The organism is Pseudomonas syringae (assembly GCF_001698815.1).
Lineage (GTDB): Bacteria > Pseudomonadota > Gammaproteobacteria > Pseudomonadales > Pseudomonadaceae > Aquipseudomonas > Aquipseudomonas syringae_A.
The window spans coordinates 84156-102411 of record NZ_LGSI01000047.1; the positions used below are offsets into that span (position 1 = coordinate 84156).

The following is an 18256-nucleotide window of genomic DNA, read 5'->3' on the forward strand; positions in this document are numbered from 1 at the left end:
ATTCGCGAATGAATCGCTCCTGCAAGTGAATACATGTACTTGACTACAACTTCGAAACATCAATCGCCTGCAACAGTTCAGGCGCGAACCCGGCAAAACTCAACAGCGCGGGCAATTGTGCGGCGAAACCCTGGTAACTGTGGTCGCCGCCGGCCTGAATGCGCAGGGCGCAAGCACGATAAAACGTTTCGGCGCGGCGGTAATCCAGGGTTTCATCGCCGGTTTGCAGCCAGACCTGAAAACGCTGCGGGTCTTGAGGCGCCGGGACTTCCAGTTCGCTCAGGGCCACAACGTGATCGTGAGTCAATTCCCAGGTTTCGCCGGTGTAAAGATTCTGCTGAGTGCCGACAAATCCGTCGAATAACTGGTGCGGATTGACCGCCGGATTGATCAGCACCGCCTTCAATCCATGGCGCTGCGCCAGGTGAGTCGCATAGTAGCCGCCGAGCGAGCTGCCGACCAGCAGCGGCCGACCCAGCGTCTCAACTGCAGATTCGAGCTGGAGCATGGCTTGGCGCGGATGGTGATGCAGTTCCGGCACGTGCAATTGCTCGCTCAAGCCAAGTGACTGCATCAAGGCGATCAATTGGCTGGCTTTCTTCGACTGAGCCGAGCTGTTCAGGCCGTGGATGTACAACAGTGTGGGTTTTTCGCTGTTCACGTCGTCCCCTCTTGGAACACTGAGCCGTGCAAAGCCGCGCAGTTTACAGGGACTAGCGTCAGAAGACTCGTGCGCAGGTGTTTCCAGGTGAAATCTCAATAACCGTCGCCACCGTAATCCACCTCGAATTGCATGCCAACTACCCGGGAAACCCCGGTTTCAAGCCGCCCATCATCATGCAGACGCAACCAGCGGTAACCCGGCGCGGCGGTATCGACCTTGAAGTCCGCGCTGCCCGGCGCGAACTGGATGCAGGTCGATGGCGAGGCGAGCAAGCGAATATCACCGCGCAGCTGATCGTATTCCTGATGCACATGGCCCCAGAGCACCGCTCGTACTTGCGGGAAACCCTCAAGCACCGCAAACAGCGCGTCTGGATTGCGCAAACCAATGGGGTCCATCCACGCACAACCGATGGGCACCGGATTATGGTGCAGGCAAATCAGATGATGCCGCTCGGGCGCAGCGCGCAACGACTGCGCCAGCAACTGCAATTGGCTGTCCTGGAGAAAACCCGGCACCGAACCGGGCACCGACGAATCCAGCAACGTGATGCGCCAGTTGCCGATATCGATGATGGGGTCGAGCAAATCACTGTCTTGCGCCGCCTGCTGCATTCCCAGGGATTCATCGTGATTGCCGGGAAACCAGCGTTTAACAGCGTCAATCTGCCCACTCAACTGCCGAAACGCTTCGTAGGACTCAACGCTGCCGTCTTGCGAGACATCACCACTGGCAACCACCAGATCAACCTGCGGCTGCTCGGCCAACACCTGCTCGATGACCTTTTGCAGACTGTCACGGGTTTTCATGCCCAGCAACGTGCCGTCCGCCGAGGCGAACAAATGGCTGTCGGACAACTGGACCATCAGCACCGAAGAACTGTTATCGGGTGGACGCGGCAAAGGCCGTCTCCTTGAGCGGATTCAGCGCGATTATGTGGCGATGATGAAGGCGGGTAAACCCGCAAGACGGGCCTGGCTCACAAATGTGTCGAGATCGATCAGCGCACCGCTTCAAACTCATGACCGCACGCCAGGCAATGACTCAGCCATTCACCGAGGAACAGATTGAGCTGGGCCTTTTCGTCGGGCTGGTGCATGTCGGCGTTGGGGTACGGGTAGATGCCACGAAAGCGGCGCGCATGTTCGGCGCCGATGACTTCGGCCATGCGGGCGTCGTGATAGACCTGGACTTCCAGTTTGGGCACCGGCAGCCACGGCAGGCTGTGTTCCTGGCGCACCTGCAGCGTGGTGGTGTACGGGCAATCGAGCAGCACTTCAACCGCCAGCACGCCCAGCATCTGATCGCCCTGCGTCACGGCCACGCGTCGCGAGCGTTGCTCGTTACGCATGTCCGGCAGCAATCGCATCAAGCGCGCATAGTTGGCCTCGCAGGCCGCTTGCAGGCCCACCAGATCAACTCGATAGCGCTCGCGCACAAGATTCACGACCATAACCCCCTGACTTCTATGCGATTCAACGCCAACCATTGCAAGGCAATGATCGTCGAAGCGTTCTTGATAGTGCCGTCGCGTACGGCTTGCAGCGCATCGTCCAATGCCCAGACCGTCACGCGGATATCTTCACCTTCCTCCTCCAGTCCGTGCAATCCCCCGGCGCCCTCACTTTCGCAACGTCCCAGGTAAAGATGAACGAATTCATCGCTGCCGCCGGGCGAAGGAAAATATTTGGTGATGGGCCACAACGCACTGAACACAAGTCCAGCTTCCTCTTCTGCTTCGCGGTGGGCAACCTCTTCCGGTTCCTCGGCCTTGTCGATCAGACCTGCCACCAATTCGATCAGCCACGGATTGCCGGTCTTCTCCGCGGCACCTACCCGGAACTGCTCGATCAAGACCACTTCGTCGCGTTTGGCGTCGTATGGCAGTACGCAAACAGCGTCGTGGCGCACGAAAAGCTCGCGACTGATCTGCTTGCTCATCCCGCCGGCGAACAGCTCATGGCGAAGGAACAGCTTGTCCAGTTTGTAGAATCCCTGGAAGCAGTTATCGCGCTGGGTAATTTCGTAAGCCGTCGGGGTTGATCGGGTCGATTCAGTCATACAGTTCTCGCTTAAGGCAATCTTTGGCTTCGTGCCATCCTAGAGTCTGATGCCGTTTCAACACAAGCCGCGTCGCAGCCCCCTCGAATATGCAGGGTAGACGGGCGATAGCGAAACGAACTCTAATCCGCCAAGCGGCGAACCGATGGCCCTGTTTGCAGTCCAAGCAGCCTGCATACGAACAACGTAACCGCCTTAATTGCCACCGCAAAGGATCAACATGTCGTTACTGAGGATCGCTTCACTGGCTTGCCTGGCCTTGATGCTGGGCGCTTGCCAGAGTCTGTTCCAACCTAACTACCGTGCCCCGCTGCAAGTCCAGCGCGACGCTTCCGAGCTGATCAAGCCGGGCTGCACCACGGCCGATTGTCCGCTGGTCAACATCGATACCGTACATTTCGCCGACGAGCCGAAACTCGATGCAATCGTGCAGAAAACCCTGCTGCAACTGACGCGCACCGATTCAAGCGCACCCGTGGCGCCGACGCTCAAGGCGTATCAGGAGCAATACCTGCGCGAAACCGAAGGCCGCAATGCCAGCTATCTGCAGGCCAAGGTACGTGAGCAGCATGACGGTATCGTGGTGATCGAGCTCTCGAGTTATCTCGATGGTGGCGGCGCCCACGGCGAGCCGGGTCGCGCGTTCATCAACTATTCGCGTCCACAACAACGCGTGTTGACCCTTGCCGACATGATCATCCCCGGCAAGGAAAGCGACTTCTGGCAGAAAGCCGAGCTGTCGCACCAGGGCTGGCTGGTCTCGACCAAAATGAACGAAGACCCTGAGTTCATCAAAACCTGGCCGTTCAAGAAGACGCCGAACATTGCCCTGACCTATGGCGCGATGATCCTCAAGTATCCGGTGACGACCATCGCGCCCTATTCCATGGGCCACATCGAGCTGAAGATTCCTTATCCGCAGCTCAATGGCATCCTCAAACCGGAACTGTTCCCCGGCCGCGGTTGAGGGTTTTCCCCAACAGCAATTGCAGCACGCCAGCGACGATGATCGCTGGCAGTGTTGCGCCGATGTCCGGATACAGATTGGCCAGCAAGTGATAGGTGCTGATCCCGCCCAGCCAGGCCAGAAGCGTCAGCCAGCGAAACCCGACTGTTGCGACCTGACTGCTGCGCCCCCGCAGAATAAAGTGATCCACCAGCACCACGCCGAACAGCGGCGCGAACACCGAGCCGATCAGCAACAGGAAGTTCTGGTACTGCGCCAGCGGTGCGAAACAGGCGATCAGCGTGCAGATCACGCCAATGGCCAAGGCCAGGTGTTCAACTTTCAAGCGCACCAACATCCCGCTGGATACCGCCGCCGAGTGAATATCGGCAAAAGCGTTTTCCGACTCGTCGAGCAGAATCAGCAACAGCGGAATCCCCAGGCCAGCCCCGGCCAACGCCAGCAGCAGCGCATTGACTTCACCACTTGGCGCGAACGCCAGGGTGTATGCAACGCCCAGGCTCATCAGCCAGAAGTTACCGATAAAGAAGCCCAGCGCCGTCCCGCCAAACACGTTTTTCGCGCGCTTGCCGAAGCGTGAATAGTCAGCAATCAGCGGCAGCCACGACAATGGCATGGCGATAGCGATATCAAAGCCGACCGCAAACGGCAGCGAACCATCCCCGGCTCGGGACCAGAGCGCGGACAGATCAGCCTTGGTGACCAGGTTCCAGGTCAGCCACAGGCACGCCGCCAGCAATAGCCAGATGCCCCATTTGCGCAAGATCTGCCGCACAAACGTCAACGGACCGCTGACCGCGAGCAACGTGGCCAGTGCGCCGAAAACCAGCGTCCACAACAGCGGGTTGGTCAGCAAAGCGCCTTCACCGAAAGCTCGTGCACCGAGCAGACTCGCTGCGTCGCGCATGACGATGATTTCAAACGAGCCCCAACCCACCAATTGCAGCAGGTTCAGGACTGCCGGCAACGACGCGCCTTTGCTGCCCAGGCTGAGCTTGAGTGCGGCCATGGACGACAAACCGGTGTCGCTGCCAATGACGCCAACCGCCGCGAGCAGCAAAACGCCGACCAGCGTGCCGAGGAAAATCGCCAGCAGCGAACCCGACATGCCCAACCCCGGCGCCAGCAAGGCCCCGGTTTGCAGAACCATCAGGCCAATGCCGAGGGAGAACCACAGGGAAAACAAATCACGCCCACCGAAGACACGCTTGCCTTGGGGAACGGGGATATCGGGTGAATAGGTGCTGGGGGTGTTCATGGGGTGATCTCAAAGAGATGCGGATATCCCGTAGGACCGGCTTCAGCCGGGAGGGCGCCCTCCCGGCTGAAGCCGGTCCTACGGTCGGGTAACGATGCCTCGAACAATCAAACCTTCTTGTAAAGCTGGCTACCTTCCTGCTTGAAGCGTTCAGCCTGTTCCGCCAAACCCTTGGCAACCTCCGCATCCACCGTTTCAATCCGCTGGTTGGCGGCGTATTCGCGAACTTCCTGGGTGATTTTCATCGAGCAGAATTTCGGGCCGCACATGGAGCAAAAGTGCGCGACCTTGGCCGAATCCTTGGGCAAGGTTTCGTCATGGTACGAGCGCGCGGTATCCGGATCGAGGCCGAGGTTGAACTGGTCTTCCCAACGGAATTCAAAACGCGCCTTGCTCAAGGCGTTGTCGCGAATCTGCGCGCCGGGATGGCCTTTGGCGAGGTCGGCGGCGTGAGCGGCGATCTTGTAGGTGATGATCCCGGTCTTCACGTCATCCTTGTTCGGCAGGCCCAAGTGTTCCTTCGGCGTGACGTAGCACAGCATGGCGCAACCGAACCAGCCGATCATCGCCGCACCGATGCCCGAAGTGATGTGGTCGTAACCCGGCGCGATGTCGGTGGTCAGCGGGCCGAGGGTGTAGAACGGCGCCTCGTCACAGCATTCCAGCTGCTTATCCATGTTCTCTTTGATCAGCTGCATCGGCACGTGGCCTGGGCCTTCGATCATGGTTTGCACGTCGTGCTTCCAGGCGATCTTGGTCAGCTCGCCGAGGGTTTCCAGCTCGCCGAATTGCGCGGCGTCGTTGGCGTCGGCAATCGAGCCCGGACGCAAGCCATCGCCCAGCGAGAAGCTGACGTCGTAGGCTTTCATGATTTCGCAGATGTCTTCGAAATGCGTGTAGAGGAAGTTTTCCTGGTGATGCGCCAGGCACCACTTGGCCATGATCGAACCACCACGGCTGACGATGCCGGTCACGCGCTTGGCGGTCAGCGGCACGTAGCGCAGCAGCACGCCGGCGTGGATGGTGAAGTAATCGACGCCCTGCTCCGCTTGCTCGATCAGCGTGTCACGGAACAATTCCCAAGTCAGGTCTTCGGCCGCGCCGCCGACTTTTTCCAGGGCCTGATAAATCGGCACGGTACCGATTGGCACCGGCGAGTTACGGATGATCCATTCGCGGGTCTCGTGAATGTGTTTGCCGGTGGACAAGTCCATGACCGTGTCCGAACCCCAGCGAATGCCCCAGGTCAGCTTGGCGACTTCTTCTTCGATGGAAGAACCCAGCGCGCTGTTGCCGATGTTGCCGTTGATCTTCACCAGGAAGTTGCGACCGATGATCATCGGCTCAAGTTCGGTGTGGTTGATGTTGGCCGGGATAATCGCGCGACCGCGGGCGATTTCTTCACGGACGAATTCGGCGGTGATTTCCTTCGGCACGCTGGCGCCGAAGCTGTGACCGGCGTGTTGCTGGGTCAGCAGACCGGCGGCGCGGGCTTCCTGCAATTTCATGTTTTCGCGGATGGCGACGTATTCCATCTCGGCGGTAATAATGCCCTGACGCGCATAGTGCATCTGGCTGACGTTGGCGCCCGCCTTGGCCCGGCGCGGATTGCGCACATGGGCGAAACGCAGGCGCGTCAGCTCGGCATCGCCAAGGCGTTGCTGGCCGAAGCTGGAACTCAGGCCCGGCAGGCGTTCGGTGTCATTGCGCGAGTCGATCCATGGCGAGCGAACGTCGGCCAGGCCCTTGCGCACGTCGATGACGACATTGGGGTCGGTGTACGGGCCGGACGTGTCGTACACGGTCACCGGCGCGTTGATTTCGCCGCCGAAGTCAGTCGGCGTCACGTCCAGGTGAACTTCGCGCATCGGCACGCGGATGTCCGGGCGTGAGCCCTCGACGTAAATTTTTTGCGAGCGGGTAAACGGCTGCACCGATCCGGAATCGACCTGGGCGGATTCACTCAAATTGGCGGCGTTTTTTAGATTTGTACTCATCACGGGCTCTCCAGACATCATCCAGCGGCGGATTAATTGTCGGAGCGAACCTGAAAACGAGAAGACGCACCTAGAGCGGCGCTGAGTGGCGAGCAAGGGTGTTGCGGTTCATTTATGAACCAACGACCCCGGACGACACTCAAGAGGACTCGCCGGGAGACGAGAAATCTTGTTCCCTACGCAGGCGCTAACCTGATCAGGTTCAACGGGATCCGGATTAACCGATCTCAGCCTCCAAACAAGGCACCCCGACAAGAACGTCGCCAGTCTAGTCGGGACGCGCCCGGATTACCAAGCCCGTTTTCAAACGCTCGATAAATGGCTGATATGCCGGATTGTTGCAAACGAGGCCAGCCTCTACACTCGCAGGCTGGTTTGACTTGCGAACCCGCAGAACAATTACCAACAGGGAATGCCTCATGCTGCGTAAACTTTCATTGGCCATCGCCGTGTCGTGTACGTGCAATGCAGTGGCCTGGGCAGCGGACTTGCCTCTTCCGACCAAGACCGGACTGGTCAATGTTTATCAGGAAGCGGTCAACAACAACGCCGACCTGGCGGCTGCCCGCGCCGATTACGCCGCCCGCAAGGAGATCGTGCCGCAGGCGCGCGCAGGGTTGCTGCCCAATCTGTCGGCCGGTGCCGATGTGAACAACACCCGCACCAGCATCAACCAGCCCAATATCACCGCGACCCGCAGCGGTACGGTGTATCAGGCGACGCTCAGCCAGCCGATCTTTCGCGCCGACCGCTGGTTCCAGTTGCAGGCCGCTGAAGCGGTCAACGAACAAGCCGCGCTGGAACTCTCGGCCACTGAACAGAACCTGATCCTGCAAAGCGCCGAGGATTATTTCACCGTGCTGCGCGCCCAGGACAATCTGGCCTCGACCAAAGCCGAAGAGGCCGCGTTCAAACGTCAGCTGGATCAAGCCAATGAGCGCTTCGATGTCGGCCTGTCGGACAAGACCGACGTGCTGCAAGCCCAGGCCAGCTACGACACCGCGCGGGCCAACCGAATCATCGCCAGACGTCAGGTGGACGATGCGTTCCAGGCCTTGGGAACGCTGACCAATCGCGAATACAACGCCATCGAAGGCATCGTTCATACGCTGCCGGTACTCGCGCCGACGCCCAATGACGCCAAGGCCTGGGTCGACACGGCCGCGCAGCAGAACCTGAATCTGCTGGCCAGTAACTACGCCGTGAACGCAGCCGAAGAAACCCTGCGCCAGCGCAAGGCCGGGCACGCTCCGACGCTGGATGCGGTGGCGACCTACAAGCGTGGCGACAACGACGCATTGGGCTTCAGTAACCCGAACTACACCGGGCAGAACTACAGCGGCGACGTGGAACAACGCAGTATCGGCGTGCAGTTGAATATTCCGATCTACAGCGGCGGGCTGACCAGCTCACAGGTTCGCGAAGCCTATTCACGCCTGAGCCAGAGCGAACAACGTCGCGAAGGCCTGCGTCGTCAGGTGGTGGAAAACACCCGTAACCTGCACCGCGCGGTGAACACCGACGTAGAGCAGGTCCAGGCGCGCAAGCAGTCGATCATCTCCAACCAGAGCGCGCTGGAAGCCACGGAAATCGGCTATCAGGTCGGCACGCGCAACATCGTCGATGTGCTGGACGCGCAACGCCAGCTGTACGCCTCGGTGCGCGACTACAACAACACCCGCTACGACTACATCCTGGATAACCTGCGCTTGAAACAGGCCGCAGGCACCCTGAATCCTGGCGACCTGCAGGATTTGTCGCGTTACCTCAAACCGGATTACAACCCGGACAAGGACTTCCTGCCGCCGGACCTGGCAGCCGCTGCGCGGAAAAACTTTGAACGGCCTGCGCAACAATAAACGTTCGTTTGCGGTCCCCGTTGGAGCGAGGCTTGCCCGCGAATTGGCCGTAGGAGCGACCGTAGGAGCGACTTTAGTCGCGAGAGCGTCAATTGCCCTCCCGGCTAAAGCCGGTCCTACAGCAAGCCTCGCTCCTACGGGATGGTTATTTAACCAACCGCCCAATCCCGTCCAACAACCGCTGCAACGCCCCTTGATTGGCGCTCATCACCTGCAACCCGGCATCGGCCATGGTGCGCGCCTGTTGCGGCTGATCAAACAGGCGTTGCACGGCGGCTGACAGGCTCGCGGCGTCGGCGACTTCGGCCAGCGCCCCGGCATTGCGCAACAGCGCAGCGATTTCCAGGAAGTTGAACAGGTGCGGCCCGCTCAACACCGGTTTGGCCAACGCCGCAGGCTCCAGCAGGTTATGACCACCATTGGGCACCAGACTGCCGCCGACAAATGCGATATCAGCCAAGGCATAGAGAAACAGCAGCTCGCCCATGGTATCGCCGAGCAACACCGACGTTTGCGCGCTGACCGGTTGCTGCGATGAACGCCGAACCGTTGTGAAGCCTTGCTGCACACACAGATCATGCACGCTGGCGAAACGCTCGGGATGGCGCGGCACCAGAATCAGCAGCGCGTCAGGATGGCTCGCCAACAATTGCCGATGGGCCGACAACACGCTTTCATCTTCGCCCGCGTGGGTGCTGGCGGCGATCCAGACCGGACGTTGCGTGGCTTGCCATTGCTCCCGCAGGCCTGCGGCGTCTTTGAGTAACTGCGGGGCAATGCTCAAGTCGAACTTGATCGAACCGGTCACCGCCACGCATTCAGGACGCGCGCCCAGATCCCGAAAACGCTGGGCCTCGGCCTCGGTCTGCACGGCGATCCAGCTCATTTGCGCCAGCATCGGTCGAGTCAGTTTGGCGAACTTTCCGTAACCTCGCGCTGAACGCTCTGACAAACGCGCGTTGGCCAATACCACCGGAATGCCACGTTTGGCGCACTGATTGATGTGATTGGGCCACAGCTCGGTTTCCATGATGATGCCCAGCACCGGCCGCACATGATCGAGAAAGCGTCCAGCCGCCCAAGGCAAATCGTATGGCAGGTAACAATGCTGAATGCGCGGCTCGCCCGCGAACACTGCCTTGATTCGCTCTGATCCGGTGGGCGTCATGCAGGTCACGGTGATCGGCAACTGCGGGTAACGCGCCAGCAGCGCGCGAATCATCGGTGCCGCAGCGATGCTTTCACCCACTGAAACTGCATGCACCCAGATTCCGCCCAACTGCATCGGCGGCAGGCCGAAGGCGAATCGTTCACCGATCCGCTGGCGGTAAGCCGGCGCCTTGCGCGCCCGCAGCCATAGTCGCAAGGCCACCAGCGGCAGGCCGAGATGAAACAGCAGGGTATATAGAGTTCTATTCATGGGCGCGGAGTTTATCAGCCAATTGCCTGCAAATGCCGGGCAAAACTTTCTGCCAGGCATTGCGCGGCAGGGCCAAGGGGTTCGTCGCGACGCCAGACCATTTCCACCACCAAGGGCGGCGGCGTCCACTCGCTGAGCAGTTCGGTCATCTGGTTCTGATACGTCGGATATTGCACCACATGGCGCGGCAGCCAGGCCCAACCCAGCCCGCGCATGAGCAATTCCGCCATGACGTAAAAACTGTCAGCCCGCCAGACCTGCGCACTGAGCTGTTCGCCGCCGGGATAGCCGCTTTGCTGTGGCGCGATGAGCAATTGCCGATGGCGACCGAGCTGCTGGCGACTGACCCTGGCCTGATTCGCCAACGGATGACCTACGGCGCAGACCGTGACCATTTCCACGCTGCCCAAGCCGCGACGCTCGAGGGTTTCGGGCATTTGCTCATGATGAAACAGCAAACCCAGATCGGCCCGTCGTTCCAGCAGCTTGCGCGCGACGTCACCCTGAGCGGCGCTGGCCAGTTGCACTTCGACCACCGGGAAGCGTTCAGCCAATTCTTCGAGGCTGTCCAGCACCGGCTGATACGGCATCGCTTCGTCATGGGCTAAGCGCAATCGGGCTTCCTGGCCTCGGGCCAGGGCCAGCGCGCGACCGTCAAGACGTTCGCATTGGCGCAGCAGCTCCCGAGCTTCTTCAAGCAGCGCGGTCCCGGCTTCGGTCAAGCGCGGCTGGCGACCGCTGCTGCGCTCGAACAGGCTGACGCCAAGATCGGACTCAAGCATGGCCACGGCGCTGCTGACCGCCGATTGCGCCCGGCGCATGTCCCGCGCCACGGCGGAAAACGAACGCTGCTCGGCCACGCTGACGAACAAACGGATCTGCTCAATATTCCATTGCATCGCACACCAACCTATCTTTATTGCAGATAGGTAATGACTTTACCGCACTTCAGTAATCTCTAGAATGCGCAGCCTGTGAAGAGGAGTTATCCCATGTCTGCTTACTACCTGCTGGCCATTGCCATTTGCGCCGAAGTCATCGGCACCGTTTCCATGAAAGCCGTGAAAGGCTTGAGCACCCCGCTGCCGCTGTTGCTGGTCATTTGCGGCTACGCCATTGCTTTCTGGATGCTGATTCTGGTGGTGCGCACCATTCCCGTCGGCGTGGCTTATGCGGTATGGGCTGGCATGGGGATTGTCATGGTCAGCGTCGCGGCGCTGTTTATTTACGGGCAGAAACTCGACCTGCCGGCGGTGCTGGGGATGGCGATGATCGTCGCGGGCGTGGTGGTGATCCAGTTGTTCTCGAAAACCGCCGGGCATTGAAAACGCGATCCTCTATAATGGCCGCATTCTTCCGGCCACTGAGGTGCTCATGCCTTCTGCTATTTCCACTGACGTTCTGATCGTCGGTGCCGGCGTTGCTGGTCTCTGGCTCAATGCCCGGCTGCGTCGTCAAGGATTCTCGACAGTTCTGGTAGAAAGTTCGGCACTGGGCGGCGGGCAAAGCCTGAAGTCCCAGGGCATCATTCACGGCGGCGCCAAATACGCGCTGCATGGCGCGCTGTCCGGCGCGTCCGAAGCCATTGCCGACATGCCGCGCCGCTGGCGTGAGGCGCTGTCGGGCAAGGGCGAGCTGGATCTGACCGGCGTTCGTCTGCTGTCCGAAGCGCATTACTTGTGGTCGCCTGGCACCCTGGCCGGCAATCTCACCAGCTTTTTCGCCAGCAAGGCGGTGCGCGGCCGCGTCGATCAAGTCAAAGGCACCGACCTTCCCCCCGCGCTGCAAGATCCGAAATTCAAGGGCAAGGTGTATCGGCTGGCTGAACTGGTGATCGATGTACCGAGCCTGATCGCACGGCTTGCGGAATTGGCGGGCGACAGCTTGCTGGCCGGGCAGAACATCGAACCGCTGCACGACGGCGACCAGCTGATCGGTCTGTGCATTGACGGGCGCAATATTCTTGCGCAACGGATCGTGCTCAGCGCAGGCGCCGGTAATGCACAACTGCTGAAGACGCTCGGCGTCTCGCAACCAACGATGCAACGCCGTCCGCTGCACATGGTGCTGGCCAAAGGGCCAACCCTGAAACCCTTGTACGCGCACTGCCTGGGCGGCGGACCGAAACCGCGTCTCACGGTCACCACCCATCCGGCTGCCGATGGCCAATGGGTGTGGTACGTCGGCGGCGACGTCGCCGAGGCAGACGGAGTTGCCCGCGAACCAGCCGCACAAATCGCCGCAGTGAAAAAAGAACTGGGCACTTTGTTGCCCTGGATCGATCTCAGTCAGGTGCAATGGGCGACCTTGCGCGTTGACCGTGCAGAACCTGCGCAATCCGGCCTGACTCGCCCTGACAACGCGTTCCTCAACGTGCAGGGTCGATTGATGACGGGCTGGCCGACCAAGCTGGCCCTGGCTCCGGACTTTGCCGACCGGGTGCTGGCCGCGCTGTCTCATGATGAAATCCACCCAACGCCTCAGCCGCCGCTGGCAGGACTGCCACGACCGCCGCTGGCTGTACCAGTCTGGGATCAACTGCTGCCATGACCGTCAAAACACTGCACGATTTGCATCGCCCGCTGGGCGGTACCGGCCTGATCGTCTCGCCGCTGGGCCTGGGCACGGTCAAGCTCGGCCGGGATCAAGGGGTCAAGTATCCCAATGGCTTCAAGATCCCGGACGACCAGCACGCGCAGATGCTGTTGAAGATGGCCAGAGACATGGGCATCAATCTGATCGACACCGCGCCCGCCTATGGCACCAGCGAAGAACGCCTCGGCCCGCTGCTGCGCGGTCAGCGTCAGGATTGGGTGATCGTCAGCAAGGTGGGCGAGGAGTTCGAAGCCGGCCAGTCGAGTCATGACTTCAGCCCTGAACACACGCGCAAGTCCGTGGAACGCAGCCTGAAACGCCTGGAAACCGATTTTATCGATCTGGTGTTGGTGCATTCCGACGGCAACGATCTGGCCGTGCTCAACGACAGCGGCGTCTATCAGGCGCTGGCCGACCTGAAACGCGAAGGCAAGATTCGTGGCTTCGGCTTTTCCGGCAAGACCGTCGAGGGAGGCCTGCTGGCGCTGCGCGAAGGCGATTGTGCGATGGTCACGTACAACCTCAACGAACAGGGCGAAAAGCCAGTACTGGACTACGCTGCTGCTCACGGCAAGGGCATTCTGATCAAGAAGGCTCTAGCCAGTGGCCACGTATGCCTGAGCCCGGGAGTCGATCCGGTACAGGCCAGTTTCCAGCTGCTGTTTGAGCATCCAGCGGTCGCCAGTGCTATTGTCGGGACCATTGATCCGCTCCATCTGGCCCACAACGTCGCCACTGCCGCTGCCGTGATTCGCCGTCAAGCCTGATGTAGGCGGCCGACCCCAACGCAAGAAGGAGCCGATATGCCGCGAACCCTGATTCGGAAAAACCCCAGCAACTTCAAAACCCTGCCGCTGTTCGTCGAAGCCACCCCCGAAGGCCTGAGCTACCAGAGCATCGGCATGCCGCTGAATTTTGCCCAGACCCAGCAGCGCCGCCGCAAAATCGAAGTGGCGGACAGTTCGCGCTTCGATACGGAACTGGCCAATCTCGGGGTTTCGGTACGTCTGACGTTGAATTGGCAAAACCGCGATTACTGGGTTCTGGTGCGCCAGCGTCGGCAGGATCGTGGCGACATCGTGCTCAAGCTGATCTCCGGTTATGTTCCGGCCCACGAACTGAATCTGCCGCTGCACACCGCGATTCAGGAAGTGGCCGAAGAGTGCCTGATCGAAACCCCGCAAGGCTGGTTGAGCGGGCGTTTCAATGACACCTGGCTACCGGCGCCCTACTCCGCCGCCCTGCACTATCGCGAAGCCATGCCGTTTCGCCTGACGCCCTTGTCCGGCGCGGCCCGCCCGGTACGTTGCGGCAGCATGACACTGATCGAACGGCCACGCGCCTACGTGCATCTGCCCACCGCTTCATTGCAGCTGATCTACGACATGCGCCTGGAAGTACCCAAGGAAGCACGGCCGCTGAGCCTGTTTCATGTGGATGAATGCCTGGAAAACGATGAGCTGGTGGCCCGCCTCAATCGCAGCAAGCCTGACCTGTACCTGATGCCACTGGAAAACGGTGTGCCGCTGCCCGAGCTTTACACCCTCAAGCGCGACAAGCTGACGCCAGCGGGAACACGCGGGCTGTATCTGGCGGAGAGCTTTGCGGCTCAGGACGGCTGGGTGGTGCGTGACGAGCGGATTCGCTGGAAAGACTGGCTGCGCCAACAGGGCATGACCCCGCCGCCGAAAAAGACCGGCCTCAAGCGCCTGACCGGCAAGGCCCGGCAGTTGTTGCGGTTGGTGAAGGGTCTGAAAGGCTGAAGCGCCGAATCTCCGTAGGACCGGCTTCAGCCGGGAGCACATCATTTGCGCCAGCGTGGCTCATGGCTCATGGCTCATGGCTCGCGGCTAAAGCCGCTCCTACGGAGTTCAGTCGTTGCAGGACCGAAACTTCACTGCCGTCGAATCTTCTCGACAATCGCCGTGGTCGAACTGTTTTCAACCAGTCCCAACACTTTCACGGTTCCACCGTAAGCCTGGACGATATCCGCGCCGACCACCTGGTCGATGCCGTAATCGCCGCCTTTGACCAATACGTCCGGTTTGACATGGCTCAGCAGGTTTTCCGGAGTGCCTTCGGGGAAGCTGATCACCCAGTCCACCGCGCCCAGGCCAGCAAGTACGGCCATGCGGCGGTCTACGCTGTTGATCGGACGACCCGGCCCTTTCAGGCGGCTGACGGAAGCATCGTCGTTGACGGCAACGATCAGGCGATCACCCTGAGCGCGAGCCTGTTCCAGATACGTCACGTGACCGGCATGCAGGATGTCGAAGCAGCCGTTGGTGAACACGATCTTTTCTTTATGCGCACGCGCGTCGTCGATGGCCAGCAGCAGTTGGTCCAGACTCAACACACCGCGCTCGGAACCCTCTTCGCGCTGAATCGCCCGACGCAGCTCCGGTGCGCTGATCGCTGCCGTACCCAGCTTGCCGACCACGATACCTGCGGCCAGATTGGCTAACGCCACCGCATGGGGAAGTTCTTCGCCTGCGGCGATTGCCGCTGCGAGCGTGGAAATAACTGTATCGCCAGCACCGGTGACGTCAAAGACTTCACGGGCGCGCGCTGGCAAATGCAGCGCCGGGTGATCCGGGCGCAACAAGGTCATGCCGTGTTCGCCACGGGTTACCAGCAACGCGCCGAGCTCCAGTTCGCTCATCAATTGCGCGCCTTTGGCGACCAGTTCGGCTTCGTCGACGCAATGGCCGACGATGGCTTCGAATTCACTGAGGTTAGGCGTGATGACGCTGGCGCCGCGATAGATGGCGAAATCCTTGCCCTTCGGATCGGCGAGCACCGGAATGCCGCGCTCGCGGGCCAACTTGATCAACACCTGATGATTTTTCAGCGCGCCCTTGCCGTAATCAGACAGCACCAGCACTTTGATACCGTCGAGCAGGCCATCTACTTCAGCGCTTAAGGCTTCGGCATCGGTGGAGAACGGTTCTTCAAAGTCGATACGCAGCAATTGCTGGTGGCGGCTCATGACCCGCAGCTTGACGATGGTCGGCTGGTGGGCGATGCGCTGGAAACGTGCCAGCACGCCGGCAGCCTTCAGGCTATTGGCAAGGCTTTCGGCAGCCTCATCCTCCCCGGTAACGCCTACCAGAGAAGCGGGTGCACCCAGTGCGGCGATGTTCAAGGCAACGTTGGCGGCACCGCCTGGACGATCCTCGATCTGCTCGACCTTGACCACCGGCACCGGCGCCTCCGGTGAAATCCGCGAGGTACCGCCATGCCAATAGCGGTCGAGCATGACATCGCCCACTACCAAGACTGGTGCTTGATCGAAACGCGGCATGGACAACTTCATCGAACAACCCGTGACTAAATGAACAGGGGCGGAATCTTAGCACAGGGTTTGGAAAGGCTTGGAGTTGCGAAGCATTGCAAAACCCCTATTGCAGAGGCAGACCGGATTCGTAGGACCAGCTTTAGCCGGGAGAACGCTCTCCCGGCTAAAGCCGGTCCTACGAAATAGCGCAGCTTTTAGATCGCGCCAACCGGAGCCGGTTCGTCCAGGCCCATGGCGTGCAGGCGGGCGTAGTAGCCGTTCTGCGCCAACAGCTCGGCGTGGGTGCCGCGCTCGACGATCCGACCGGCGTCCATCACCAGAATCAGGTCGGCCCGCTCGATGGTGGTCAGGCGGTGTGCAATAACCAGCGTCGTGCGACCTTTCATCACGTGATCCAGCGCTGCCTGGATGTGACGCTCGGACTCGGTATCCAGCGCCGACGTTGCTTCATCGAGGATCAGCAGAGGCGCGTTTTTCAGCAGCGCCCGGGCGATTGCCAGACGCTGGCGTTGACCGCCGGACAGCAGCACGCCGTTTTCACCGACTTGTGTATCAAAACCTTCCGGCAACTGATCGATGAACTCCTTGGCGTAGGCGTCCGCCGCTGCGGATTCAATATCGGCACGCGGAGCGCCAGCCAGGTCGCCGTAGGCAATGTTGTTGGCGACGCTGTCGTTGAACAGCGTGACGCTCTGGGTGACCTGGGCGATGTGACGACGCAGGTTACGCAGGGTGTAGTCGCTGATTTCCACGCCATCGAGCAGGATTTGCCCGGTGTTGTGCTGATAGAAACGCGGAATCAGATTGGCCAGCGTTGACTTGCCGCTGCCCGAGCGCCCGACCAGAGCAATCATTTGCCCCGGTGCCGCAGCAAAGCTGATGTCGTTCAGAACCTGACGTTCAGTGCCCGGATACGTGAAGCTGAGATTCTTGACTTCCAGATGGCCAGTCACGCGCTCACGTTCAACCGAACCGCTGTCGAACTCAGGCTCGACATCAAGCTGTTCGAATATGCTTTCGGCGCCAGCAACACCTTTTTGGATGGTCGAACTGACTTCGGACAGCTGTCGGATCGGTTTCGGCAGCAAGCCCGCAGCCGTGATGTAAGCCACCAGATCGCCAGCGGTCGCATCGCCACGCAGGTACAAGACCAGGAACATCAATACCGCCATGGCGGTGTAGATCACCAGTTGCAGCATCGGCGTATAGACCGCGCCGGTCTTGGTCATGCGCAGCTGCTTGTCGGTGTTGCTCTGGCTAGCATTGGCGAAGCGGTCCTGCTCGTACTTCTCGCCGCCGAAGCTGCGCACCACGCGATAGCCCTGGATGGTCTCGGAAGCCACGTGAGTCACGTCACCCATGGCGACCTGAATCTTCTTGCTCTGCTTGCGGAATTTCTTGCTGGCACTGCCCACCATCGTGGCGATCAGCGGCAGGATTGCCAGCATCACCAGCGTCAGCTGCCAGTTCATCCACAGCAGGTAGATGAACAGGAAAACAATGGTCAGGCCTTCACGAATGACGACTTTGATCGCATCGGTCGCCGCGCCCGTCACCATCGTCACGTTGAAGGTAATGCGCGAGATCAGGTGGCCCGAGTTATGGGTATCGAAATAACGATTGGGCAAGACCAGCAGTTTATTGAACAACTCAACCCGCAGGTCATGCACCAGTCCCAGGGAAACCTTGGCCAGGAAATAGTTGCCCAGATACGAACCCAGGCCTTGCCACGCGGCAATCAGCACGATCAGCAGCGGCACCGCCTGCAGCAATTGCAGGTCGCGCAGGTACGGAACGTTAGGGAACAGCACCGCTTCCGGGTTGCTCAGGCCATCGACAAAGTACTTCAGAATGCCGGCCAACATGGGCTGGGTCGAAGCAAAAATGACGAAGCCGATGATGCTGAGCAGGAAAATCCCGATGTAGGGCCTGACGTAATTCAGCAGTCGAAAATAGATTTTCAGGCTGGAGCTTTGTCCGGCGTCGGACGCTTTGTTGCTCATATTAAAGCTCGCTGATGTAGAAGAACGCGCGATTTTATCACAGGCGTCGCGCTGGACCCTGGCCCAAACCATGACAGTGGCAAGCCCGATCGGCAGCCAGCTGATAAACCACTCGGCGCGCGGCGAACCCGTCA

At 60.2% G+C, this 18256-nt stretch carries 16 protein-coding genes and 1 riboswitch; of the genes, 6 read left to right on the forward strand and 10 right to left on the reverse strand.

Annotated features, from left to right (window positions below; translation table 11 throughout):
• Window positions 1-43: 43 nt before the first annotated feature.
• From AFK24_RS14775 to AFK24_RS14790, 4 genes are all read right to left on the reverse strand, one after another.
• Window positions 44-661: a YqiA/YcfP family alpha/beta fold hydrolase gene (locus AFK24_RS14775; RefSeq protein ID WP_065833908.1), complete on the reverse strand. Its 618-nt coding sequence runs from the start codon at window positions 659-661 to the stop codon at window positions 44-46.
• Window positions 662-756: 95 nt separating this feature from the next.
• Entirely contained in the window at window positions 757-1566 is an 810-nt protein-coding gene (gene cpdA, locus AFK24_RS14780; protein WP_276204969.1) for a 3',5'-cyclic-AMP phosphodiesterase, read from the reverse strand.
• Between the two features lie 98 nt (window positions 1567-1664).
• A complete protein-coding gene (locus AFK24_RS14785) occupies window positions 1665-2117 on the reverse strand; it encodes a DUF1249 domain-containing protein (protein ID WP_065833909.1) in 453 nt (150 codons plus the stop codon).
• The gene (locus AFK24_RS14790; protein ID WP_065833910.1) at window positions 2108-2725 is read right to left on the reverse strand and encodes an NUDIX domain-containing protein; all 618 of its coding nucleotides are present in this window, start codon (window positions 2723-2725) and stop codon (window positions 2108-2110) included. The genes AFK24_RS14785 and AFK24_RS14790 overlap by 10 nt, the downstream gene beginning before the upstream one ends.
• Window positions 2726-2945: 220 nt before the next feature.
• Between AFK24_RS14790 and AFK24_RS14795 the strand changes: the two genes are divergently transcribed.
• Window positions 2946-3692 (forward strand): RsiV family protein, encoded by a 747-nt coding sequence (locus tag AFK24_RS14795; protein ID WP_065833911.1) that lies wholly within the window; start codon window positions 2946-2948, stop codon window positions 3690-3692.
• Here AFK24_RS14795 and cytX read toward each other — a convergent pair.
• Window positions 3661-4950, reverse strand: coding sequence for a putative hydroxymethylpyrimidine transporter CytX (gene cytX / locus AFK24_RS14800; RefSeq protein ID WP_065833912.1), 1290 nt, complete (start codon window positions 4948-4950; stop codon window positions 3661-3663). The genes AFK24_RS14795 and cytX overlap by 32 nt on opposite strands.
• 107 nt (window positions 4951-5057) lie before the next feature.
• Window positions 5058-6947 carry a phosphomethylpyrimidine synthase ThiC gene (thiC, locus tag AFK24_RS14805; protein ID WP_065833913.1) on the reverse strand — a complete coding sequence of 630 codons (1890 nt, stop codon included), beginning with the start codon at window positions 6945-6947 and terminating at the stop codon, window positions 5058-5060.
• Window positions 6948-7103: 156 nt separating this feature from the next.
• Window positions 7104-7208: riboswitch (TPP riboswitch) on the reverse strand.
• Between the two features lie 158 nt (window positions 7209-7366).
• Here thiC and AFK24_RS14810 point away from each other — a divergent pair.
• Window positions 7367-8806 carry a TolC family outer membrane protein gene (locus tag AFK24_RS14810; protein WP_065833914.1) on the forward strand — a complete coding sequence of 480 codons (1440 nt, stop codon included), beginning with the start codon at window positions 7367-7369 and terminating at the stop codon, window positions 8804-8806.
• Window positions 8807-8951: 145 nt separating this feature from the next.
• On the opposite strand, the gene waaA is transcribed toward AFK24_RS14810, so the two are convergent.
• Window positions 8952-10226: a lipid IV(A) 3-deoxy-D-manno-octulosonic acid transferase gene (gene waaA, locus AFK24_RS14815; RefSeq protein ID WP_065833915.1), complete on the reverse strand. Its 1275-nt coding sequence runs from the start codon at window positions 10224-10226 to the stop codon at window positions 8952-8954.
• 14 nt (window positions 10227-10240) lie between these two features.
• Window positions 10241-11125, reverse strand: a complete 885-nt coding sequence (locus AFK24_RS14820) for a LysR family transcriptional regulator (RefSeq protein ID WP_065833916.1) — start codon at window positions 11123-11125, stop codon at window positions 10241-10243.
• Between the two features lie 93 nt (window positions 11126-11218).
• On the opposite strand from AFK24_RS14820, the gene AFK24_RS14825 reads away from it, so the two are divergent.
• Genes AFK24_RS14825 through AFK24_RS14840 form a run of 4 tightly spaced genes read left to right on the forward strand, consistent with a single transcriptional unit; the run spans window position 11219 to window position 14584 of the window.
• Window positions 11219-11551, forward strand: coding sequence for a DMT family transporter (locus AFK24_RS14825; RefSeq protein WP_020293621.1), 333 nt, complete (start codon window positions 11219-11221; stop codon window positions 11549-11551).
• A 49-nt stretch (window positions 11552-11600) separates the two neighbouring features.
• Window positions 11601-12776 (forward strand): NAD(P)/FAD-dependent oxidoreductase, encoded by a 1176-nt coding sequence (locus AFK24_RS14830; RefSeq protein ID WP_065833917.1) that lies wholly within the window; start codon window positions 11601-11603, stop codon window positions 12774-12776.
• The gene (locus AFK24_RS14835; protein ID WP_065833918.1) at window positions 12773-13588 is read left to right on the forward strand and encodes an aldo/keto reductase; all 816 of its coding nucleotides are present in this window, start codon (window positions 12773-12775) and stop codon (window positions 13586-13588) included. The genes AFK24_RS14830 and AFK24_RS14835 overlap by 4 nt, the downstream gene beginning before the upstream one ends.
• A 36-nt stretch (window positions 13589-13624) precedes the next feature.
• Window positions 13625-14584, forward strand: a complete 960-nt coding sequence (locus AFK24_RS14840; protein ID WP_065833919.1) for a metal ABC transporter ATPase — start codon at window positions 13625-13627, stop codon at window positions 14582-14584.
• A gap of 131 nt (window positions 14585-14715) precedes the next feature.
• On the opposite strand, the gene hldE is transcribed toward AFK24_RS14840, so the two are convergent.
• The gene (gene hldE / locus AFK24_RS14845) at window positions 14716-16137 is read right to left on the reverse strand and encodes a bifunctional D-glycero-beta-D-manno-heptose-7-phosphate kinase/D-glycero-beta-D-manno-heptose 1-phosphate adenylyltransferase HldE (protein WP_065833920.1); all 1422 of its coding nucleotides are present in this window, start codon (window positions 16135-16137) and stop codon (window positions 14716-14718) included.
• Window positions 16138-16313: 176 nt separating this feature from the next.
• A complete protein-coding gene (gene msbA / locus AFK24_RS31585; protein ID WP_065833935.1) occupies window positions 16314-18122 on the reverse strand; it encodes a lipid A export permease/ATP-binding protein MsbA in 1809 nt (602 codons plus the stop codon).
• Between the last annotated feature and the right edge of the window lie 134 nt (window positions 18123-18256).